Origin of the sequence: Streptomyces sp. BV286, assembly GCF_019090165.1 — a bacterium.
Taxonomy (GTDB): Bacteria; Actinomycetota; Actinomycetes; order Streptomycetales; family Streptomycetaceae; genus Streptomyces.
The window spans coordinates 137156-156999 of sequence record NZ_JAHRIB010000149.1; the positions used below are offsets into that span (position 1 = coordinate 137156).

General features: G+C 69.5%; 16 protein-coding genes. 3 read left to right on the top strand and 13 right to left on the bottom strand.

Annotated features, from left to right (window positions below; genetic code table 11):
* Positions 1–87: 87 nt before the first annotated feature.
* The 7 genes from KUF83_RS24605 to KUF83_RS24635 form a co-directional block, all read right to left on the bottom strand.
* Positions 88–357, bottom strand: coding sequence for a hypothetical protein (locus tag KUF83_RS24605; RefSeq protein ID WP_217457094.1), 270 nt, complete (start codon positions 355–357; stop codon positions 88–90).
* Between the two features lie 69 nt (positions 358–426).
* Positions 427–1278, bottom strand: coding sequence for a shikimate dehydrogenase (locus tag KUF83_RS24610; RefSeq protein WP_217457095.1), 852 nt, complete (start codon positions 1276–1278; stop codon positions 427–429).
* Positions 1256–3043, bottom strand: coding sequence for an endolytic transglycosylase MltG (gene mltG, locus KUF83_RS24615; protein WP_217457096.1), 1788 nt, complete (start codon positions 3041–3043; stop codon positions 1256–1258). Before mltG ends, KUF83_RS24610 begins: the two co-directional genes overlap by 23 nt.
* A 123-nt stretch (positions 3044–3166) precedes the next feature.
* Complete coding sequence (gene ruvX, locus KUF83_RS24620; RefSeq protein WP_217457115.1) at positions 3167–3631, bottom strand: Holliday junction resolvase RuvX; 465 nt, start codon at positions 3629–3631, stop codon at positions 3167–3169.
* A gap of 17 nt (positions 3632–3648) precedes the next feature.
* A complete protein-coding gene (alaS, locus tag KUF83_RS24625; protein ID WP_217457097.1) occupies positions 3649–6321 on the bottom strand; it encodes an alanine--tRNA ligase in 2673 nt (890 codons plus the stop codon).
* A complete protein-coding gene (locus KUF83_RS24630) occupies positions 6321–6671 on the bottom strand; it encodes a DUF6167 family protein (RefSeq protein WP_217457098.1) in 351 nt (116 codons plus the stop codon). The genes alaS and KUF83_RS24630 overlap by 1 nt, the downstream gene beginning before the upstream one ends.
* Positions 6672–6678: 7 nt before the next feature.
* Positions 6679–7113, bottom strand: coding sequence for a DUF948 domain-containing protein (locus KUF83_RS24635; protein WP_217457099.1), 435 nt, complete (start codon positions 7111–7113; stop codon positions 6679–6681).
* Positions 7114–7273: 160 nt separating this feature from the next.
* Here KUF83_RS24635 and KUF83_RS24640 point away from each other — a divergent pair, with 160 nt between their 5' ends.
* The gene (locus KUF83_RS24640; RefSeq protein WP_217457100.1) at positions 7274–9460 is read left to right on the top strand and encodes an AAA family ATPase; all 2187 of its coding nucleotides are present in this window, start codon (positions 7274–7276) and stop codon (positions 9458–9460) included.
* Between the two features lie 120 nt (positions 9461–9580).
* On the opposite strand, the gene rpsD is transcribed toward KUF83_RS24640, so the two are convergent.
* The 5 genes from rpsD to KUF83_RS24665 form a co-directional block, all read right to left on the bottom strand.
* Positions 9581–10195 (bottom strand): 30S ribosomal protein S4, encoded by a 615-nt coding sequence (rpsD, locus tag KUF83_RS24645; protein WP_217457101.1) that lies wholly within the window; start codon positions 10193–10195, stop codon positions 9581–9583.
* 344 nt (positions 10196–10539) lie between these two features.
* On the bottom strand, positions 10540–11892 hold the full coding sequence (locus KUF83_RS24650; protein ID WP_217457102.1) for a replication-associated recombination protein A: 1353 nt from the start codon (positions 11890–11892) through the stop codon (positions 10540–10542).
* Positions 11893–11963: 71 nt separating this feature from the next.
* Complete coding sequence (locus tag KUF83_RS24655) at positions 11964–12602, bottom strand: vitamin K epoxide reductase family protein (protein ID WP_217457103.1); 639 nt, start codon at positions 12600–12602, stop codon at positions 11964–11966.
* 347 nt (positions 12603–12949) lie between these two features.
* Entirely contained in the window at positions 12950–14212 is a 1263-nt protein-coding gene (gene hisS / locus KUF83_RS24660) for a histidine--tRNA ligase (protein ID WP_217457104.1), read from the bottom strand.
* A gap of 13 nt (positions 14213–14225) precedes the next feature.
* Entirely contained in the window at positions 14226–14942 is a 717-nt protein-coding gene (locus tag KUF83_RS24665; protein WP_217457105.1) for an MBL fold metallo-hydrolase, read from the bottom strand.
* A 169-nt stretch (positions 14943–15111) separates the two neighbouring features.
* On the opposite strand from KUF83_RS24665, the gene KUF83_RS24670 reads away from it, so the two are divergent.
* Complete coding sequence (locus tag KUF83_RS24670; protein WP_217457106.1) at positions 15112–15951, top strand: peptidylprolyl isomerase; 840 nt, start codon at positions 15112–15114, stop codon at positions 15949–15951.
* Between the two features lie 135 nt (positions 15952–16086).
* A complete protein-coding gene (locus KUF83_RS24675; RefSeq protein WP_217457107.1) occupies positions 16087–17316 on the top strand; it encodes a DUF349 domain-containing protein in 1230 nt (409 codons plus the stop codon).
* Between the two features lie 160 nt (positions 17317–17476).
* On the opposite strand, the gene KUF83_RS24680 is transcribed toward KUF83_RS24675, so the two are convergent.
* Positions 17477–19844: bifunctional (p)ppGpp synthetase/guanosine-3',5'-bis(diphosphate) 3'-pyrophosphohydrolase (locus KUF83_RS24680; protein WP_217457108.1), on the bottom strand; the 2368-nt coding region annotated here is incomplete at its 5' end.

Sequence of the window (19844 nt, forward strand, 5' to 3'; positions counted from 1 at the left end):
GGTGCGCGGCCCGGCCCGCCACCGTCGATCCTCCCACGTCCGGGCCCCCTGCTCGGCCTCAGGTCCACCAGGCGGACGCCTGTCCGGTCATACCGTGGTGTCGTCCTGCCGGGCCCGCGGGGCGTAGGCGCCCAGGTAGTCGGCGCCGCGGCCCTGCCCGTACTGTGCCGCCGCGTGGACGGGCTGCCCGGAGCGCACCGCCCGCCGGTACGCGAGCCTGCGCTTCACCTTGAGGGCCCAGTACGCGAGGACGGCGAGCACCACGAGCCCGAGCCCGGCGCTCTTCGCCCAGTCCGGCAGGAACCCGAACACCGCCTGGAAGATCTCCGACTTCCAGGATGCCTGTGTCACGTGCATGGATCAGTCCCCCGATTCCCCCCGACGCCGCCCCCTGCGGAATCGAAAACCGGATCCTAGCGGGCCGTCCTACCGGGCCGCGAGGGCTTTCTCGCCCGCCGTCCGCATGGCGTCGAGCGGGGCCGGAGCAAGGCCCGTCATCTGCTCGACCTGGAGGACCGCCTGGTGCACCAGCAGGTCGAGGCCGCTGACGACGGCGCCTCCGTAGGCGGACCAGCGGGCCGCGAGGTCGGTCGGCCACGGTTCGTACAGGACGTCGAAGAGGGTGGCGGGCCGCCCGGGGACGGACGAGGCGAGCGCGTCGGTGGCGCCCGCCGGAGTGGTCGCGATCACCAGCGGGGCGGTCAGTGCCCGCTCGGCGTCCGCCCAGTCCGCCGTACGCACCTCGATGTCGAGCCGTTCGCCCCACTGCCGCATCTCGGCGGCGCGCGCCGCACTGCGGACGTAGACGACGACCTCGCCCGTGCAGATCCGGGCGAGTGCGGCCAGCGCGGAGGAGGCGGTGGCGCCCGCTCCGAGGATCGCCGCGGAGTCCACCTGCTCGATGCCCCGCTCGCGCAGGGCGGCGACGATCCCGGGGATGTCGGTGTTGTCGCCGGTACGGCGTCCGTCCTCCGTGAACACCACCGTGTTCACCGCCTCGACGGAGGAGGCGGTCTCACTGATCTCGTCGAGCAGCGGAATCACCGCACGCTTCAACGGCATGGTCAGCGAGAGCCCGGCCCACTCGGGACCGAGCTTCTCCAGGAATGCGGGCAGCGTCGTCTCGTCGACCTCGAAACGGTCGTACGACCAGCCGGCCAGGCCCAGTTCCCCGTAAGCGGCGCCGTGCAGCACCGGGGAAAGGGAATGGGCGATCGGAGAGCCGAGAACGGCGGCTCGGCACCGCCGGTCCCCGTCAGTCCTTGTTACGCCGTTCATTGAATTTCTGCACCAGCTTCTCGTGCTCGGGCAAGGTCTTGGTGAAGTCGGTCTTCTTGCCGTCGATGGAGATGAAGAACATCCACGCACCGCCGTCCGGATTCACGGCCGCCTTGAGCGCGTCATTGCCCGGATTTCCGATGGGACCCGGCGGAAGACCCTTGTAGAAGTACGTGTTGTACGGGTCGTCGTAGTTCCGGATCTCGGCGACCGAGATGTCGATCTTGCTCTGACCCTTGAGGTAGTTGTACGTCGAGTCGAACTCGAGCTTCTGGTTGGTGACGTCGTTCGTCGACTTCAGACGGTTGTAGACGACGGCTGCCATCTTCTTGAAGTCGTCGTGCGTGATGCCCTCGGCCTGGACGAGGCTCGCCACGGTGATGACCTGCAGCGGGCTCTCCAGATCGAGCTCCTCCGCCTTCGCCTCCAGGTCGTACTTCGCGTACTCCCGCTTGGCCTGCGACACCATGTCCTTCAGGACCGCCTCGGGCTTCATGCCCTTGGCGGCGGGATAGGTCGCCGGGTAGAGGAATCCTTCCAGCGGATCCTTGATGTCGCTGTTGTCGTCCGCCCAGTTGGGAAGTCCGAGACTCTTGTACTTCTTCTCGGCGACCTTCTTGGTACTGCCCTTGGAAAGTCCCAGCTGCTTGTCGATCGCCTCGTACACCGTGACGTTGCGCTGCCCCTCCCTGACGACCAGATTGTTCTGGCTCTTGGGATCGAGCATCAGCGCGACAGCGCTTTCTGCGGACATCTCCTTCTTCAGCAGATAGGAGCCCGACTGGATCTTGTCGCCGTTCGAGTTCTGCGACTGGGCCGCCACGAAGGCGTCCACGCTCTTCACGACACCCGCGGCCTTCAGCTTCTGGCCGATCACAGATCCGAAGGCACCCTTGGGAATCACCACGGTCACCTGCTCGCCCGTGCCGTCCCCCGCGAAGTCGGGCGCCGTACCGAAACGACTTTGGTAGAACTGGTAGCCGAAATAGCCGACTCCACCGATCACCGAGGTGAAGACGAGCGTCACGACCAGGCAGGCGCAACCGCTCCGGCGTTTCGTCTCGCCTTTGCTCTTGCCTTTGCTGCCCTTGCCGCTCTTGCCGCCTTTGCCGCGCCGCCGGCTCTGCGGGTCGTCATCGGTGTCGGGATCGTCATCGTCGTCACCGGCGCCCGCGAAGAAGGCGTGCTCGCCCTGGTCCGGCCCCGGGTCCCAGTCCGTCCGCTGCGGTTCCGGCTCCGCGCGGCGCCGGCTCGGCGGTTCCGGCGGCGGATACGCGTCAGGGGTGCCGTAGTAGTCGGGCTGCTGACCGCCGTATGCCGCAGGCTGACCGCCATAGGGGTCGTTCGGGTCGCCGCCGTACGGCACCTGGTGCTGCTGCTGGTACTGCTGCCCCGTGTCCCAGCCACCGTTGTGGTACTGCTGACCGTTCTGGTCGTACTGCTGGCCGCCCTGGTCGGGGTAGCCCTGCCCGCCCTGGCCGTTGTACTGCTGCGGCGGCTGGCCCCCGTACTGCTGCTGCTCCTGGACGTAGTGCTGCTGCTGACCCTGGGCGTACTGCTGCTGACTCTGGTCGTAGCCACCGGGCTGCTGGCCCGTGCCCCAGTCGCCGTACTGCTGCTGCGGCTGCTCCGGATAGTGCTGCGGCTGGCCGCCGTAGGGGGACTGGGCCGCGTGGGCCTCCTGTCCTCCCCATCCGCCGTCCCCGTACAACGGGTCCTCGGGATGCCACGGTTCGGAGCCCGGGCCCCGGCCATACTCAGTCATCGATCCCCTAGAGCCGCGAGGCGGCGGTCGCATGGTGGCTGTGGCTCGGCTCCCGTCCGCCTCTCTCTTGTGCGGAGGCTATTCGAACACCTCCGCATCGCGCGGAACGTTACCGTACCGCGATCAGATGACCACTTCGACGCCCTCGCCCGGAGATGTGCCTGACGCCCGTTCGGACTCCAGTGCCTGCTGGAGGATGATCACGGCCGCTGCCTGGTCGATGACCGATCTGCCCTTCTTGGACTTCACGCCCGAGGCGCGCAGTCCCTGACTGGCCGTCACTGTGGTCATCCTCTCGTCCACGAGCCGCACCGGAACGGGTGCGATACCCCGGGCGAGGACCTGGGCGAAGGCACGGACCTTGACGGCGGCCGGTCCCTCGCCCCCCTTGAGGGAACGAGGGAGCCCGACGACGACCTCGATCGGTTCGTACTCCTCGACGAGTTGCCCGAGCCGCCGGTGGGCGGCGGGGACATCACGTCCCGGCACGGTCTCCACCGGGGTGGCGAGGATCCCGTCGGGGTCGCACGAGGCGACCCCGATCCGGGCGTCCCCGACGTCGATGGCGAGACGGCGGCCGCGGCGCATGACCCGCTCGCCGTCGTTCACTTGGCGGTCTCGGCCACAAGGCGCTCGACGGCGTCGGTGGCCTCACCGATGGCGGCCGGGTTCTGACCGCCGCCCTGGGCGACGTCCGGCTTGCCGCCACCGCCGCCGCCGAGGGTCTTGGCGGCCGTACGCACCAGGTCACCGGCCTTGAGGCCACGCTCGCGGGCGGCCTCGTTCGTGGCGATGACCGTCAGGGGCTTGCCGTTGACCGCGGTGAACAGGGCGACCACGGCGGCCCGTCCGCCCTGGATGCGGCCGCGGACGTCGAGGACCAGCCTGCGCAGGTCGTCGGCGGTCGTGCCGTCCGGGACCTGGCCGGTGACCAGGGCGACGCCGTTCACGTCCTTGGCGGAGCCGGCGAGACCGGCGGCGGCCTGGAGGACCTTCTCCGCACGGAACTTCTCGATCTCCTTCTCGGCGTCCTTCAGCTTGCCGAGCATGGCCGAGACCTTCTCCGGAAGCTCCTCCGGACGTCCCTTGATCAGCTCCTGGAGCTGGGCGACGACCGTGTGCTCACGGGCAAGGAAGTTGTAGGCGTCGACACCGACGAGGGCCTCGATACGACGGACACCGGAACCGATCGACGACTCGCCGAGCAGCTTCACCAGGCCCAGCTGGGCGGTGTTGTGCACGTGCGTACCGCCGCACAGCTCCTTGGAGAAGTCGCCGATGGTGACGACCCGCACGCGCTCGCCGTACTTCTCGCCGAACTCGGCGATGGCGCCCTGCTTCTTGGCCTCGTCGATGCTGAGGATCTCCGCGTGCACGTCCAGGTCGCGGGCGAGCACCTCGTTGATCTTCTGCTCGACGTCCGTCATCACGGCCGTGGGCACGGCGGCCGGGGAGCCGAAGTCGAAGCGGAAACGGCCGGGCTGGTTCTCGGAACCGGCCTGGGCGGCCGTCGGGCCGAGAGCGTCACGCAGGGCCTGGTGCGTGAGGTGCGTGGCCGAGTGGGCGCGGGCGATGGCCGTGCGGCGGCGCACGTCGATGACGGCCTGGGCCTTGGCCCCGACGGTGACCTCGCCGACCTGGACGACACCCTTGTGGACGTACACCCCGGGGACCGGCTTCTGGCAGTCGCGGACCTCGATCACGGCGCCGGTGTCGATCCTGATACGGCCGGTGTCGCCGATCTGGCCGCCGCCCTCGGCGTAGAACGGGGTGCGGTCGAGGACGATCTCGACCTCGTCGCCCTCGGTGGCGGCCGGCGAGGAGGCACCGTCGACGAGGATGCCGACGACCGTGGACTCGCCCTCGATGTTCGTGTAGCCGATGAAGTCGGTCTCACCGGCGGCGTCGGCGATCTCACGGTAGGCGCCCATGTCGGCGTGGCCGGTCTTCTTGGCCTTGGCGTCGGCCTTGGCGCGCTCCCGCTGCTCCTTCATCAGGCGCCGGAAGCCGTCCTCGTCCACGGAGAGGCCCTGTTCGGCGGCCATCTCCAGGGTGAGGTCGATCGGGAAACCCCAGGTGTCGTGGAGCAGGAAGGCCTTGTCGCCGGACAGGACCTGGCCGCCGGCGGCCTTGGTCTCCGTGACGGCGGTGTCGAGGATGTTCGTGCCGCCCTTGAGGGCCTTGAGGAAGGCGGCCTCCTCGGCAAGGGCCACGGTCTCGATGCGCTTGCGGTCGGTGACGAGCTCCGGGTACTGCTGCCCCATCATCTCGATCACGACGTCGACCAGGTCCTTGACCACCAGGCCGGTGGCGCCGAGCAGGCGCATGTTGCGGATGGCGCGGCGCATGATGCGGCGCAGCACGTAGCCGCGGCCCTCGTTGCCCGGGGAGACGCCGTCGCCGATGAGCATCACGGACGTCCGCATGTGGTCGGTGACCACGCGCAGCGAGACGTCGGAGTCCTTGCCGGCGCCGTACTCGACACCGGTCAGCTCGGTGGCCTTCCTGATGACGGCCATGGAGGTGTCGATCTCGTACAGGTTCTGCACGCCCTGCAGGATCATGGCGAGGCGTTCCAGGCCGAGGCCGGTGTCGATGTTCTGGCTCGGCAGGTCGCCGAGGATCTCGAAGTCCTCCTTCGAGGTGCCCTCGCCTCGCTCGTACTGCATGAAGACGAGGTTCCAGATCTCCACGTACCGCTCGTCGTTGACGGCGGGGCCGCCCTCGACGCCGAACTCGGGGCCGCGGTCGTAGTTGATCTCGGAACACGGGCCGCAGGGGCCCGGGACGCCCATGGACCAGTAGTTGTCCTTCTTGCCGAGACGCTGGATGCGCTCCTTGGGGACGCCGACGACCTCGTGCCAGATGCGCTCGGCCTCGTCGTCCTCCAGGTAGACGGTGATCCAGAGCTTCTCCGGCTCCAGGCCGTAACCGCCCTTGTCCTGAGGGCTGGTGAGCAGCTCCCAGGCGTACTTGATGGCGCCTTCCTTGAAGTAGTCGCCGAAGGAGAAGTTGCCGCACATCTGGAAGAACGTGCCGTGCCGGGTGGTCTTGCCGACCTCTTCGATGTCCGGCGTGCGGACACACTTCTGGACGCTGGTGGCGCGGTCGAACGGCGGCTTGACCTCACCCAGGAAGTAGGGCTTGAACGGCACCATGCCGGCCGGGACCAGGAGCAGAGTCGGGTCGTCCGCGATGAGCGACGCCGAAGGGACGACGGTGTGACCGCGCTCCTCGAAGAAGCTCAACCAGCGGCGACGAATCTCGGCCGACTCCATCAGTGGTCCTCATTCCGGTTGTACGAGTACGTCGACCTCTCGACGTACGTCGGGTTCTTGCTGTACTTCGGGTCGTTGCTGTTCTCGATGGCGGCGACGCGGCGCGGGGAGGGCAGTTCGGGATCGGTGTTCAGGCCGAGGGCCTCGCCGAGTTCCGCTTCGCGCTGGGCCATTCCGTCGCGGACGTCGAGCGCGAAGTCCTTGAGACGGTGACCCGCCGCGATCGCCTTGTCGGCGGCCTGGGCCGCGAGACTCTCGGGCGTCAGCTGCCTGATCTTGCGGTTGACCTTGGTGGTGGCCCACACGCCGGCTGCTGCGCCCGCGGTGAACCAGAACGTACGGCGGAACATCGCTGCGTCAGTCCTTCTTCCGCTTTCCCCGTCGCGCCGACGGGACGGTGCGGCCCACGATCACGGTGCGCCGCGCGGGCTTGGTGGGCGTGTCGTCGCCGCGGCCGCCCATGGCCCGGCGCACGCCGTAGCCGAACGCCGCCACCTTCACCAGGGGTCCGCCGAACGTCGAGGCGACGGTCGAGGAGAGCGCCGACGCGTTGGACGTGACCTCCTGGACGTCCGATGCGATCGCGTCGACCCGGTCGATCTGGGTCTGCGCGGAGCGCACGGCCGCGGAGGCGTCCGCGAGGAGCGGGACCGTCTGTTCGGTCACGTCCGCGACGAGCTTGGTGGTCGCCCTGAGCGTCTGGGCCAGCCTCGCGAGTGCCACCGCGAGGAAGGAGACCAGAATCGCCCAGAAGACGGCCACCAGGATCCCGGCCACCTCACCACCGGACACTGCGCACCCGCTCCCTGGATTCGTGCCTCACCATTGAAAAGTCGTCCCCCGAGCCTATCGCGCCGGGGCCGCGGCTCCGTACCGGATTACCGTCCGCCAAAGCCGCGGTCGCGCGCAGCGATTGTACGGAGTGCTTACGGATGAGTACGCTCCGTTGCCCATGCGGCATTCTGAGGGTTCACGGGGTTCCGGTGCGGGAGAGGACGGTCATCGGGCCGGCGGTCTTCCTCTGGAGCTCAACGCGTTCGTGGGCCGCTCGGCCGAACTGACCCTGCTGGACGCGGCCCTCGATGCGAACCGGCTGGTGACGGTGACGGGCGTGGGCGGGGTCGGCAAGTCGCGGCTGGCGGCGCGTGCGGCGGCCCGGGTCCGGCCCCGCGACGGCGTGTGGCGCGTGGAGCTGTCCGCGCTGCGCGAGCCGGAGCTCGTCGAGTACGCGGTCCTGGAGTCGCTGGGTCTGACGGATCACACGTCGCGGCCACCGCGCCGGGTGCTGCTCGAGCACCTCGCGGAGCGTGAACTCCTGCTCGTGATCGACGGGTTCGAGCATCTGGTGGACGCGTGCGCGTCCCTGATCGGTGCGCTGCTGCGGCACGCGGCGGGCCTGCGGGTGCTCGCCGCGGGGCGCAGGCCGCTCGCGCTGGAGGGCGAGCGGGTCCTCCCCCTGGCGCCGCTGACGGAGGAGGACGCGGTGGAGCTGTTCGCGGACCGGGCCGCCGCCGGCACTCCGGGCTTCGCGCTGGACGACGGCAACCGCGCGGACGTGCTCGACCTGTGCCGGCGGCTCGACGGCCTCCCGCTCGCCGTCGAACTGGCCGCGGGACGGCTGCGCGCCCTCTCCCCCGCACAGCTGCTGGCCCGGCTCGACGACCGCTTCCGGCTCCTGACGGGTGGCGGCCGTGACGCGCTGCCGCGCCATCAGACCCTGCGTACGGCGATCGGCTGGAGCCATGAGCTGTGCACACCCGAGGAGCGGCTGATGTGGTCGCGGCTTTCGGTGTTCGCCGGGCCGTTCGACCTGGAGGCCGTCGAGTACGTGTGCGGGGGCGACGGCCTGCATCCCGACAACATCCTCGACGTGCTCGGCGAGCTGCTCGCCCAGTCGGTGGTCACCCGCGAGGACACCCCGGCGGGCGTGCGCTACCGGATGCTGGACACGGTCCGGGCGTACGGCGCGGACTGGCTGGAGGCCACGGACGACGGGGTACGGCTGCGGCGTCGCCATCGGGACTGGTACATGGGGCTCGCGACCTGGTGCGAGCTGGACTGGTTCTCGCCCCGGCAGCGCGAGGTGGCCGCGCGGGTGGAGGCGGAGCTGCCGAATCTGCGCTGTGCCCTGGAGCACTGTCTGAGCGAGCCGGACGGCGGGCATCTCGGCCAGTACCTCGCGGGGACCCTCTGGTTCTACTGGGTGGGCTGCGGCCGGTTGTCGGAGGGACGGCACTGGCTGGAGCGGAGTGTGGGCCTGTCCACGGAGCACGAGCGCTCGCGGCTGAAGGCGCTGTGGGTGCTCGGCTATGTGGCGATCCTGCAGGGCGACGCGGGGCCCGCGTCCGCCGCGCTCGACGAGTGCCGTCAGAAGGCGGAACGCGGCCGGAACGCCACCGCGCTGGCCTACGCCGAGCACCGCACCGGCTGTCTGGCCCTGGTCACCGACGACATGCCCCGCGCGCAGGCACTGCTGCGTTCCGCGCTCGACCGCTATCACGAGATCGGCGAGCTCAACAGCAACGTCCTGATGGCGCAGGTCGAGCTGGCGATGGCGCTGGCCTTTCAGGGAGATCTGCCGGGCGCGGTGCGACTGTGCGAGGAGGTGCGCCGGATCTGCGTGGACCACGGGGAGCGCTGGTCCCTCTCCTACGCGCTGTACGTGCTGGCGTACGCGGCCTGGACCGAGGGTGATCTGCCGCGGGCTCGGCTGCTGTTGACCGAGTGCCTCGACATCAGCCACGTCTTCCACGACCTGCTCGGCACGGTCCTGGCGGTGGAACTGCTCGCGCTGGTCACCGTGGCGGAGGGCGACGCCTTCGAGGCCGCGGTGCTCCAGGGTTCCGCGTCCCGGATGTGGCCGTCGGTGGGTCTTCCGCTGTTCGGCTCCGCCTACTACAACGCCCCGCACGAGCAGTGCGAGGCGACGGCCCGGGCACGGCTGGGCGACGAACGGTACGAGGAGTGCGTGCGGGCGGGGGCGCGGCTCGGCCGTGAGGCCGCGGTGGGCCGGGCGCTGGGGCGTACCCGGCCGCGGCCGCTCGGCGTGCTGCCCGCACCTCGCGGCACTGTCATGCCCCCCGACCTGCGCAAACCCGCCGGCTCACCCACTCGGGAACGCGGGGAGACAGCGGGCTGAGGAGCGGCGCGTCCACGCGGCGGCGTCCACGCACGCGACAGCCCGCCGCTCCCCCGCCGGTGATGGGCGGGCAAGCGACGGGCTGAGGCAGGCGCGAAGCCGGTGGTGCCGTCCGCTGGATCAGCGGGCGTAGTACTCGACGACGAGCTGCTCGTCGCAGATCACCGGGATCTCCTTGCGGTTCGGCTCGCGGTCCAGGCGGAAGGCCAGGGCGCCGAGGTTCACCTGGAGGTAGCGCGGGGTCTCGCCGTCGGGGGCGAAGCCACCGGCACGGGCGACCTCGAACAGCGTCTTGCTGCGGCTGCGCTCGCGGACCATCACGACGTCGTCGGGACGGACACGGAACGACGGCTTGTCGACCTTGCCGCCGTTGACCTCGATGTGGCCGTGGACGACCATCTGGCGGGCCTGGTAGATCGTGCGGGCGATGCCCGAACGCAGAACCAGGGCGTCGAGACGACGCTCCAGCTCGATGACCAGGGCCTCACCGGTCTTGCCCTGCGTCTTGGCGGCACGCTCGTAGGCGCGGACGAGCTGGCGCTCGGACACGTCGTACTGCGCGCGCAGACGCTGCTTCTCCAGCAGACGGACCTTGTAGTCCGAGTTCTGCTTGCGGCCACGACCGTGCTCACCCGGCGGGTAGGGGCGGGCCTCGAAGTACTTGACGGCCTTCGGGGTCAGCGCGATGCCGAGGGCACGCGACTTCTTGACCTTGGGGCGGGACTGGTTCGGCATGAACCAAACACCTCGTGTTTCTGATGTGAATACGGCTTCACCAGGGTTAGGGGAGGTCGCAATCCGCAGCCGGGGAAACCCTGCGGGTCCGGTCGGTCGGACCTGCTGGGCAGCCGCTCCCTGGTCTGGGCACATACGTGCAGCACGCGAGTGGCCCACCGACCGTTTCCCGGGATACGGGAGGGTGGTGGGCTGCCCGCGACACCATCGACGGTGCGCGACGCTCCTGGATTCCCCGCCTTGCGGTGGGGGCTCCGGCTGGATGTCCCGTTCTGGTGGTGTCCGGCTCTCCAGCGACGAGAGACGGACACGGGACGCAGCGCTTCGAGGAGTCTACAGGGTGGTCAGGGCCGTCCTCGACCGAGGTGCTTCCTCGTCCACTCCACCGCGTCCGCGTAGCGCGCCTCGGCGCCGTGCCGGGTCGGGGTGTAGTACTCCCGGTCCTTGAGCTCCTCGGGGGCGTACTGCTGGGCGGCGATGCCTTCGGGCAGGTCGTGCGGATACACGTACCCCTGTGCGTGGCCGAGCTTGGCCGCGCCCTTGTAGTGGCCGTCGCGCAGATGCATCGGTACGGGGCCCGCGTGGCCCTTGCGCACGTCCTCCATGGCTGCGCCGATCGCCGTCGTGGCCGCGTTCGACTTCGGGGCCAGGGCGAGGGCGATGGTGGCGTGGCTGAGGGTGAGCGCGGCCTCGGGGAAGCCGATCATGGCGACGGCCTGGGCGGCCGCGACGGCCGTGGGCAGTGCGGTCGGATCAGCGAGGCCGATGTCCTCGCTGGCGGAGATCATCAGCCGGCGGGCGATGAAGCGGGGGTCCTCGCCCGCCTCGATCATCCGGGCCAGGTAGTGCAGCGCGGCGTCGACGTCCGAGCCACGGATCGACTTGATCAGGGCGCTGGCCACGTCGTAGTGCTGGTCGCCGTCGCGGTCGTACTTCACCGCGGCGCGGTCGACGGTCTCCTCCAGGGTCTGGAGGGTGATCTCCGGCTCGCCCTTGTCGAGCGCGGACCCGGCCGCGGCCTCCAGCGCGGTCAGCGCGCGGCGGGCGTCACCGCCGGCGATCCGCAGCAGGTGCTCCTCGGTGTCCTCGGGGAGCGTGACGGCGTCCTTGAGGCCGCGCTCGTCGGCGAGGGCCCGGCGGAGCAGTCCGCGCAGGTCGTCGTCCGTGAGCGGTTCGAGGGTCAGGAGCAGCGAGCGGGACAGCAGCGGGGAGATCACCGAGAAGTACGGGTTCTCGGTGGTCGCGGCGATCAGCGTCACCCAGCGGTTCTCGACGGCCGGGAGCAGGGAGTCCTGCTGGGCCTTGCTGAAGCGGTGGATCTCGTCGAGGAAGAGGAGGGTCTCCTTGCCGAAGCCTCCGGCGGCGCGGCGGGCGCCCTCGATGACCGCGCGGACCTCCTTGACGCCGGCGGTGATCGCGGAGAGCTCCACGAAGCGCTTGTCGGTGGCCTTGGAGACCACGTACGCCAGGGTCGTCTTGCCGGTCCCCGGCGGTCCCCAGAGGATGACCGAGGACTGGCCCGCCGGGCCTCCGCCGTCGCCGACCAGTCTGCGCAGGGGTGAGCCCGGCTTCAGCAGATGCTGCTGGCCCACGACTTCGTCGAGGACGCGCGGGCGCATCCGTACGGCCAGGGGGCTGCTGGACGGGTCCTTCTCCTGGCGTTCTTCGGCTGCGGCGGTAAACAGGTCGGGCTCCACGTCGTCGACCCTATGTCACGCCACTGACAGCGCGGCCCGGCCCTTGGCGCGCAAGGGACGAGCCGGTCCCGTCAGCTGGTCCAGAAGTCCCACCAGCGGGTCAGGACCAGCATGCCGATGATCCCGATGTGCATGACCGGCAGCACCCAGGCGAACTCGCCGAGGAACCCCTTCAGCCAGGCGGGCGCGGGCAGGAGACCGCTCTGGACGTTGTGCGAGGTCACGGACCAGAACATGATGATCGTCGCGGCCCAGGCCAGGCAGCACCACAGGCACAGCGAGTTGATGTTGTACAGCGACTGGTACTGGAGCCAGGTCACGAAGCCGACGCCGAACAGCGTGCCCGCGTTGAAGGTCAGCCAGTACCAGCGCGGGAAGGTGGCCCGGCCGAGCAGGCTCATGCCGACACCGATCACGATGCCGTAGGCGACGAGGCCCATCATCGGGTTGGGGAACCCGAAGACGGAGGCCTGGTCGCTCTTCATGATGTTGCCGCAGGAGACGACCGGGTTCAGGCTGCAGCCCGGCGTGAAGTTCGGGTCCTCCAGCAGCTTGAACTTGTCGATGGTGATGACCCAGGAGGCCAGCAGTCCGGCCGCGCCCGTGATCACCAGCAGAAGGGCGAGGGCACGACCGCCGCCCACGGTGCGTGGGGCTGTGGCGGCCACCTGGTCGGTGGAGGCGCCTTCCCTGACTGTCGTCTTGCTCATCACGCCGTTTCCGTAGCTCGAGAGGACCATCCGGGCAGGGTCATTGTGCCGCACACGCGCGTGTGTCCACCGTTCGATGGACATAAGGAAGTACGTGCGGTCGTCCCGGAACGCCCGCTCCGGCGGGACGCTCGTCGGCATCGTCCGGCAGGGGGAATCGGCACCCGCGAGGTTGACGGTGGGCGAGACCGTGCGGCATTTCGCGCGCTACTGGTCGCGGACGGGCTCGGCCTTCCAGTCCGCCCGAGACGTGAGGCTTCCCGTTCGGGGCGGAGTCCCCGAACGGGAAGGAGAAGGGGAAGGGCGACGGGCGAACCACGCCCCCGGCCCCGGTCCCGGCCCCCGTCTCAGCTCAGCCGGGACTCCAGCTCGGCCACGATCTCGTTCACGCCGACCGCCACCTGCTCGCCCGACTCCATGTCCTTCAGCTGCACGACGCCCTCGGCGAGGTCACGCTCACCGGCGACGACCGTGTAGCGGGCGCCACTGCGGTTGGCGTTCTTCATGGCGCCCTTGAGCCCCTTCGCGCCGTACGAGAAGTCCGCCGCGACCCCGTTCCTGCGCAACTCGCTCACCACACCGAACAGCACGCGCCGCGCCTCGTCCCCGAGCGGCACCGCGAACACGCTGGTGGACGCGGGCAGCGCGAGCGTCACACCCTCGGCCTCCAGCGCGAGAACCGTACGGTCGACGCCCAGGGCCCAGCCGACGGACGGCAGAGCGGGGCCGCCGATCATCTCGGACAGACCGTCGTACCGTCCGCCACCGCCCACCGCGGACTGCGATCCCAGACCGTCGTGCACGAACTCGAAGGTGGTGCGGGTGTAGTAGTCCAGCCCTCGGACCAGCCTCGCGTCGTCCTCGAAGGGGACGCCCGCGGCCGTGATCAGCTCGCGCACCTCCTCGTGGTACGCCTTGCACGCGTCGCAGAGGTAGTCCCGCAGGAGCGGGGCGCCCACGAGCTGCTTCTGGACGTCGTCCCGCTTGTCGTCGAGGACCCGCAGGGGGTTGATGTCGGCGCGGCGCAGGGTCTCCTCGTCCAGGTCCAGGCCCCGCAGGAAGTCCTGGAGCGCGGCCCGGTAGACGGGACGGCACTCCTTGTCGCCGAGCGAGTTGAGGAGGATCCGGAAGGTGCGCAGCCCGAGTGAGCGGTACGCCTGGTCGGCCAGGATGATCAACTCGGCGTCCAGGGCCGGGTCCTCGGCACCGATCGCCTCGGCGCCGACCTGGGAGAAGTGCCTGTACCGGCCCTTCTGGGGGCGCTCGTAGCGGTAGTACGAGCCCGAGTACCAGAGCTTGACGGGGAGGTTGCCCGCCTTGTGGAGGTTGGCCTCCAGGGCGGCCCGCAGCACGGACGCCGTGCCCTCGGGGCGCAGCGCCAGCCTGTCGCCGCCCTTGGTCTCGAAGGCGTACATCTCCTTGGTCACGATGTCGGTGGACTCACCGACGCCGCGCGCGAACAGCTCGACGCTCTCGAAACCGGGCGTCTCGATGTATCCGTAACCCGAGTTCCGCAGCGGGGCGGCGATCGCCTCACGCACCGCGAGGTACTTCGCGCTGTCCGGCGGAATCAGGTCGTACGTGCCCTTGGGGGCCTTGAAGGTACTCAACGGAAGTCTCTCGTCACATTCCTCGTCGAGGAGCGGAGGAAGGGTCCGCTCCCGGGCCGGCCGCCGCCACCTGCCGCAAGTACGGGTTGGTGGCGCGCTCCTGGCCGATGGTCGTCTGGGGGCCGTGGCCGGACAGCACCACGGTCGAGTCGTCGAGCGGCAGGCACACACGGGCCAGCGAGCCGAGCATCTCGTCCATGTCACCGCCGGGCAGGTCGGTGCGTCCGATGGAGCCGGCGAAGAGCAGATCCCCGGAGAAGAACACGGACGGGATCTCCGTGTTCTCGGGCATCCGGAACGTCACCGACCCCTTCGTATGGCCGGGCGCGTGCGCGACCGAGAAGTCGAGTCCGGCCAGCTTCAGCGCGGCGCCGTCCGTCAGCTCCAACACGTCGTCCGGTTCGCCGACCGTGATCTCACCCATCAGCGGCATCCCGATCGAGCGGCCGAGCGCCCGCTCCGGGTCGCTCATCATGTACCGGTCCTCGGGGTGGATCCACGCCGGTACGTCATGCGCGCCGCACACCGGGACGACCGAGGCGACATGGTCGAGGTGGCCGTGGGTGAGGACGACGGCGACGGGCTTGAGCCGATGCTTCTGGAGTGCTTCCTCGACTCCCTGGGCGGCCTGGTGGCCCGGGTCGATGATCACGCACTCCTCACCCGCGGCGGGGGCGACCAAGTAACAGTTGGTGCCCCAGGCCCCGGCGGGGAACCCGGCAATGAGCACGTTCGTCCTTCGGTATGTCGTACGGGGAATGGCATCGCTGTGGATCAGAGCCTACCGGCGCTGCCGGAACCACAGCGAACCCATATACGGTACGGGGCACACGCAGGCGGTCGGCTCACAAGACGCACGCGTCCCACCTGACGTACGAGACGCATGAGGAGATAACCCGGTGGTCACCCAGGAACAGCGGCGGCGTCAGCTCGCCCGGGAGAAGTTCTTGCGGCAGCAGCAGCGGCGCACGTCCGCTCGGCGCAAGGCGCACGCTCGTAACGCGGTGATCGCGTCCGTCCTCGGCGTGGTCGTCGTGGGCAGCGTGGTGTCGTACGCGACCGGGGTCTTCAAGCAGGACGACAACAAGTCCGACGCGGCCGCGGAGGCCACCCCGAGCCCCTCCGCGCCCAGCAAGGCTCCGGACCCCTGCGACAAGGCCGCCGCGGGCAAGGTGAAGTCGCTGAGCTACAAGAAGGAGCCGGCGATGACCATCGACAAGTCGGCGGACTACACGATGAAGCTGCAGACGACCTGCGGCGCGATAGACATCGACATGCCGGCCTCGAAGGCCCCGCACACGGTGAACTCATTCAACTTCCTGGTGGGCAAGGGCTACCTGGACCACACCAAGTGCCACCGGCTCACCACGAACGGCATCTACGTCCTCCAGTGCGGTGACCCGAAGGGCACCGGCATGGGCGGCCCCGGCTACACGATTCCGGACGAGAACCTCAAGGACAAGCGCCTCAAGGGCGAGGTGTATCCGGCGGGCACGGTGGCGATGGCCAACCAGTACAACGCGCAGACGAAGGAAGGCCGCAACAGCGGCGGCAGCCAGTTCTTCCTCGTGTACCAGGACAGCCGGTTGCCGGCCAACTACACACCGTTCGGGACTATTTCCGAATCAGGCATGAAGGTGATGAAGAAAATCGCCGGGGCCGGCGAGAGCACTGGCCAGGGCGACGGAGCGCCCAACGCGACGGTCGTGATCGACAAGGCGACCGTGACGAAATCCTGACCTCCAGCAGCGAAATTTCGGTCGCGCGGGATGCGGACAGCCGCCCCGCCGGTCGCCTATGTTGGCCGTGACGAAACTGTGGACGATGCCCGGGGGCAAAGCAGCCCCACGCAGGCATCATGTGGAGGAGGCGCTGTGAGCAGCGACCCGTGGGGCCGCGTCGACGAGACGGGGACCGTGTACGTGCGTACGGCCGACGGCGAGCAGGTCGTCGGTTCCTGGCAGGCCGGGACTCCCGACGAGGCACTGGCCTACTTCGAGCGCAAGTACGAGGGCCTGGTCGTGGAGATCGGCCTCCTCGAGCGGCGGGTGAAGACCACCGACCTGTCGTCGAAGGACGCCCAGGTCGCCATCGGTCACATCCGCGAGCAGGTGGACGCCCACCACGCGGTCGGGGATCTGGACGCGCTGCGCAAGCGGTTGGACAAGCTCGTCGAGACGGTCGACGCACGCCGTGAGGAGCGCAAGGCACAGCGGGCGAAGCAGTCCGACGAGGCCAGGCACTCCAAGGAGGCCCTGGTCACCGAGGCCGAGGAGCTCGCCCAGTCCGACCAGTGGCGGTCCGCCGGTGAGCGGCTGCGCGCGCTGGTGGACACCTGGAAGGGCCTGCCGCGGCTCGACCGGAAGTCCGACGACGAGCTGTGGCACCGCTTCTCGCACGCGCGCTCGGCGTTCTCCAAGCGCCGCAAGGCGCACTTCGCGTCCCTGGACGCGCAGCGCGAGGAGGCCCGCAAGACCAAGGAGAAGCTGGTCGCGGAGGCCGAGTCGCTCTCCGGATCGAGCGACTGGGGCCCGACGGCGGCCCGCTACCGCGAGCTGATGGCGGACTGGAAGGCCGCGGGCCGTGCCCAGCGCGAGCACGAGGACGACCTGTGGAACCGCTTCCGCGGCGCCCAGGACGTGTTCTTCGCGGCTCGCAGCTCGGTCTTCGCCGAGCGGGACGCGGAGCAGACGGAGAACCTGAAGCTCAAGGAGGAGCTGGCCGAGGAGGCCGAGAAGCTCGTCCCCGTGCAGGATCTGAAGGCGGCCCGGGCCGCCTTCCGTTCGATCAACGAGCGCTGGGAGGCCATCGGTCACGTACCGCGTGACGCCCGCCCGAAGGTCGAGGGCCGGATGCACGCGGTGGAGCGGGCTCTCCAGGACTCCGAGGAGACCGAGTGGCGCCGGACGAACCCGGAGGCACGCGCGCGTGCGGAGGGTCTGACCGGTCAGTTGCAGGCTGCCGTGGACAAGCTCCAGGGGCAGATCGAGACGGCTCGCTCCGCGGGGAACAACGCTAAGGCCGACAAGCTTCAGCGGGAGCTCGATGGCCGGCAGGCGCTGTTGGAGCAGGCGCTCAAAGGGCTGCACGAGTTCGGCGGGTAGCTTCCCGCTGTGACGCCCCACTGGACGGTCGGTTGCCGTCTGCGGGTGGAGTGTGGTTCGTCGCGCAGTTTTCCGCGCCCCTTCGGGGGCGCTGCCCGGCACCATGGGAGAGGCCCCCGTACGCACCGTACGGGGGCCTCTCCCGTTGCTGTCCGCTGTGTCAGGCCTCGGAGGGCCTGCGCGCCGACGTCACCCGGTACACGTCGTAGACGCCCTCCACTCCCCTGACCGCCTTCAGGACGTGTCCGAGGTGCTTCGGGTCGCCCATCTCGAAGGTGAAGCGGGAGGTGGCCACCCGGTCGCGGGACGTCTGGACGGCCGCCGACAGGATGTTGACGTGCTGGTCGGACAGGATCCTCGTGACGTCCGACAGGAGCCGGGAACGGTCGAGGGCCTCGACCTGGATGGCGACCAGGAAGACGGACGACTGGGTGGGGGCCCACTCGACCTCGAGGATGCGCTCCGGCTCGCGGGACAGCGAGTCGACGTTGACGCAGTCGGTGCGGTGCACCGACACCCCGCTGCCGCGCGTGACGAAGCCCATGATCGGGTCTCCGGGGACGGGCGTACAACAGCGGGCCAGCTTGACCCACACATCGTCGACGCCCTTGACGACGACACCCGGGTCGGCGTTGGAGCGGCGCTTGCGGCCGCGCGCGGGCGGAATGCTCTCGTCGATCTCCTCGGTGGCGGCCTCCTCACCGCCGAGCGCCTGGACGAGCTTCTGCACGACGCCCTGCGCGGCCACGTGGCCCTCGCCGATCGCCGCGTACAGGGACGAGATGTCGGGGTAGCGCATCTCGTGTGCGAGCGTGACCAGCGAGTCGCCGGTGAGGATGCGCTGGATCGGCAGGTTCTGCTTGCGCATGGCTCGCGCGATGGAGTCCTTGCCCTGCTCGATCGCCTCGTCGCGGCGCTCCTTGGAGAACCAGGCGCGGATCTTGTTGCGGGCGCGGGGCGACTTGACGAAGCCCAGCCAGTCCCGGGACGGTCCGGCGCCGGCCGCCTTGGAGGTGAAGACCTCCACCAGGTCGCCGTTGTCGAGGGTCGACTCGAGCGGTACGAGGCGTCCGTTGACGCGTGCTCCTATCGTGCGGTGGCCCACCTCCGTGTGCACCGCGTAGGAGAAGTCCACGGGCGTGGCGCCGGCCGGCAGCGCTATCACGTCGCCCTTCGGCGTGAAGACGAAGACCTCGTTGCGCGACAGGTCGAAGCGCAGGGACTCCAGGAACTCGCCCGGGTCCTCGGTCTCCTTCTGCCAGTCGAGGAGCTGGCGCAGCCACGCCATGTCGTTGAGGTGGTCGTCCTTGCCGGTGGTCCGCGGCTGGTCGGAGCGCACCTTGGAGGCGCCGGCGACGGCCTCCTGCTTGTACTTCCAGTGGGCGGCGATGCCGTACTCGGCGCGGCGGTGCATGTCGAACGTACGGATCTGGAGTTCGACCGGCTTGCCGTTGGGGCCGATGACCGTCGTGTGCAGCGACTGGTACATGTTGAACTTGGGCATCGCGATGTAGTCCTTGAACCGCCCCGGAACCGGGTTCCAGCGGGCGTGGACGGTGCCCAGTGCCGCGTAGCAGTCGCGGACCGTGTCGACGAGGACGCGGATGCCCACCAGGTCGTAGATCTCCGCGAAGTCACGGCCGCGGACGATCATCTTCTGGTAGACGCTGTAGTAGTGCTTCGGGCGGCCGGTGACGGTCGCCTTGATACGGGCCGCGCGCAGGTCGGACTGGACCTCGTCGGTCACTATGGCCAGGTACTCGTCACGCTTGGGTGCCCGCTCGGCCACCAGCCGGACGATCTCGTCGTACATCTTGGGGTAGAGGATCGCGAAGGCGAGGTCCTCCAGCTCCCACTTGATGGTGTTCATGCCCAGGCGGTGGGCGAGCGGCGCGTAGATCTCCAGGGTCTCGCGCGCCTTCTTCTCCTGCTTCTCGCGCTTGAGATACCGCATGGTGCGCATGTTGTGCAGGCGGTCGGCGAGCTTGATGACCAGGACGCGCGGGTCCTTGGCCATGGCGACGACCATCTTGCGGACGGTCTCGGCCTGCGCGGCCTCGCCGAACTTGACCTTGTCGAGCTTGGTGACGCCGTCGACGAGCAGCGCGACCTGGTCGCCGAAGTCCTTGCGCAGGGTGTCGAGGCCGTACTCCGTGTCCTCGACCGTGTCGTGCAGGAGCCCCGCCATCAGCGTCGCCGGGTCCATGCCCAGCTCGGCGAGGATCGTCGTCACGGCGAGGGGATGCGTGATGTACGGGTCGCCGCTCTTGCGCTTCTGGCCGCGGTGCCAGCGCTCGGCCACCTGGTAGGCGCGCTCGACCTGGCGGAGTGTGGACGTCTCGATCTTCGGGTCGTTGCTGCGCACTATCCGCAGCAGCGGCTCCAGCACCGGGTTGTACGGATTGGACCGCTGCACGCCGAGACGGGCGAGCCGGGCACGCACCCGGTTGGAGGAGCCGCCGGAGCGCGCGGGCTGGCCGGTCGCGGGCCGGGCGGCGGGCGCGGGGGCCTGGCGCTCGGAGGCCGCC